Source organism: Paenibacillus eucommiae, from assembly GCF_017874215.1.
In the GTDB taxonomy this organism is placed as follows: Bacteria; Bacillota; Bacilli; order Paenibacillales; family NBRC-103111; genus Paenibacillus_AI; species Paenibacillus_AI eucommiae.
The window spans coordinates 1-1,923 of sequence record NZ_JAGGLB010000078.1 but is presented as its reverse complement, the minus strand read 5'-3'; the positions used below and the strand labels follow the sequence as shown (position 1 = coordinate 1,923).

Below are 1,923 nucleotides of genomic sequence, written 5' to 3'. Positions count from 1 at the left end.
ACGTTTCCGACTCCCCAATATGCCGGCCATGTCCTTATGAGCCATATCCAGGATTACGGCGATGTCCGTTTCGAGATGGGGTACGCTTCGGCCCTGTCGGTATTCTTGCTAGTCATGATGTACGCAGCCAACAAGCTGGGTCATAAGTTATTTGGAACCCGGGGGGATGAGTGATGGCCGACAAAGCCGGCAACAAGTTAAAGCAACTTCTCACTGCTTTCTGGCATAAAAGAAGGAACAGGCTGGAGAAGAAGGACGCTTTTCATAAAATACTTTACGTGCTGCTGACGCTATTATCCCTATTCATGCTCATTCCGCTTGTATTCATTTTTACAAATTCGCTTAAGCCTTATCAGGAGCTGTTCATCGTTCCACCACGCCTTTACGTGGAAAATCCGTCATTCTCTAATTTTCAGGAACTGTTTCTTCTTTCGAGCAATTCGGCAGTCCCGGTGACCCGTTATTTGTTTAACAGCGTGACGGTTACTCTGCTTACGGTAATCGGAGTTGTGATTGTCAGCGCATTATGCGCTTATCCGCTATCCAAGCATCAATTTCCCGGCCATAAAGTGCTGTTCGCAGCGATACTACTTACGCTTATGTTCGCTCCAGAGACGGTCGGCATTCCGCGTTACTTGGTCGTGTCGAAACTGGGCATCATGAATACGTATTTCGGGCATATGCTGCCTGCCTTGGCCGCACCCGTCAGCGTCTTCCTGATGAAGCAGTTTGTCGATCAGGTCCCGAATGAGCTGCTCGAAGCGGCCAGGATGGATGGCGCCCGTGAATTTACGGTCTTCTACAAAATCGTAATTCCCACCATTATGCCGGCGGTAGCAACCGTCGCCATCTTGACGTTTCAAGCGGCTTGGGGCAACGTGGAAACATCCAGATTGTTCATGCAAGACGAATCGATGAAGACATTCCCGTTCTTCCTTGGCACGATAACATCCGGAATGGCAAACTCTGTGGCAAGACAGGGTGCCGCTGCGGCAGCCGCGCTCATTCTGTTTCTGCCGAACTTCCTGTTCTTCTTGTTCTACCAGCGCAAAGTTATCGCCACGATGGCACATTCCGGCATCAAATAAGGACGCAGATTCCGCAGATTCGGAGGATTAACCATGATACTGACAAGCAGCCGGCGGGTTTTAAAGCTGCTCTTCCTGATGTTGACCGCAGCGGCCCTCTTGCCGCTGTCCGCATACGCGGAAGTTCCCTACTGGACGAACTCAAAAGATAAACAAGGACGCCTGATCTGGACGCAGCCGGCCTATACCCCCGAAAGGATATTCGGCAAAGACTTGATGATCCCGGGCCCCGACAATCCAGGGATGGCGATATCGTCTCCGCTGCAAAATCCGAAAGACGTATTTATCGACAAGCGCGATCATATTTTCGTGGCGGATACCGGCAATAACCGGATCGCCGAGTTCGACCCGGAAGGGGAGTTCATCCGCTTTATTGCGCCAGAGCAGGATTCGGCAGGGGGGTCGTTCAATAAGCCGGAAGGCGTATTCGTTACCGGCGAATTGGACATATACGTCGCCGATACCGGCAATAAGCGGATCGTGCGTGTGGACAAAGACGGTAATTACATCAGAGAGTACAAGATGCCGGATTCAACTTACATTCCCGAATCTTTCAAATTCGATCCGACGAGGCTGGTCGTCGATAAGCGCGGATTTCTGTACATCGCTGTGCTCGGAGGCTATCAAGGGCTGCTGCAGCTTGATCCGCAAGGCAATTTTCAAAGCTTCTACGGAGCGAACCAAACGGTCTTCTCTCCGCTTGATGCGATGAAGCGGCTGCTGTATCCAAAGAAGATGTACGCGAATGAAATCAGCAAGCTGCCGGGTGTGATCAGCAGCGTAGCCGTCGATCATGACGGGTTCATGTATACGACGACAGCCGGCAAAGACATCA

Annotated in this window: 2 protein-coding genes; both read left to right on the top strand. The window is 51.3% G+C overall.

The window, feature by feature from the left end; all coding sequences use genetic code 11:
* Positions 1–173 precede the first annotated feature (173 nt).
* Positions 174–1,088 (top strand): carbohydrate ABC transporter permease, encoded by a 915-nt coding sequence (locus J2Z66_RS42300; RefSeq protein ID WP_209980130.1) that lies wholly within the window; start codon positions 174–176, stop codon positions 1,086–1,088.
* Between the two features lie 33 nt (positions 1,089–1,121).
* A partial coding sequence (locus J2Z66_RS42295; protein WP_209980128.1) for an NHL repeat-containing protein occupies positions 1,122–1,923 on the top strand: 802 nt, incomplete at its 3' end.

What these genes read in the sequence shown, in the direction of transcription:
- J2Z66_RS42300 (WP_209980130.1), top strand. Translation starts at nt 174, where the DNA reads ATGGCCGACAAAGCCGGCAACAAGTTAAAGCAACTTCTCACTGCTTTC.